This is a genomic window from Cryobacterium sp. 10I1 (genome assembly GCF_035019805.1).
Lineage (GTDB): Bacteria > Actinomycetota > Actinomycetes > Actinomycetales > Microbacteriaceae > Cryobacterium > Cryobacterium glucosi.
The window spans coordinates 1-574 of record NZ_JASJVF010000550.1 but is presented as its reverse complement, the minus strand read 5'-3'; the positions used below and the strand labels follow the sequence as shown (position 1 = coordinate 574).

General features: G+C 71.8%; 1 protein-coding gene. It reads right to left on the bottom strand.

Annotated features, from left to right (window positions below):
- Window positions 1–574 (bottom strand): FtsK/SpoIIIE domain-containing protein (locus tag QN345_RS19730; RefSeq protein WP_323509203.1); only part of this gene is annotated, 574 nt, incomplete at both ends.

Genomic DNA, 574 nt, shown 5'->3' with positions numbered 1-574 from the left:
AGTTGGCGAGCAGCGCGTCCCGTACGACTCCGGCGGGGCGCTGCGTGCACAGCACGAGGTGCACACCGAGCGAGCGTCCCCTGGCCGCAATATCGACGAAGAGCGCGTGCAGTTCCGGAAACGACGCGAGCATGGTCGCGAACTCGTCGACGACGATCACGAGCCGCGGCAACGCGGGCCTCTCCGGCGACGCCGGCCCGCCGAGCGAACGCCATTCGGCGAGATCCCTCGCACCCGCTGCGGCGAGCACCCGCTCGCGGTGACGAAGCTCCGCTGCGAGGCTCGCGAGGGCGCGCTCCGCCCGGTGCCCGTCGAGGTCGGTGACCAGCCCGACACAGTGCGGGAGAACAGCGAGCGGGCGGAACGCGGCACCGCCCTTGAAGTCGATGAGCAGGAAGGTGACCTCGTCCGGCGCGCGATCCGCGGCGATCTGGCTGACCCAGCTGACCAGCAGTTCGCTCTTGCCGCTCCCGGTGGTGCCGCCGACAACGGCGTGCGGACCCTGGCCGACGAGATCGAGCGTGACCGGCCCGTCGGCGCCGATACCGATCGCGCACCCGAGACCGTCCCGGTC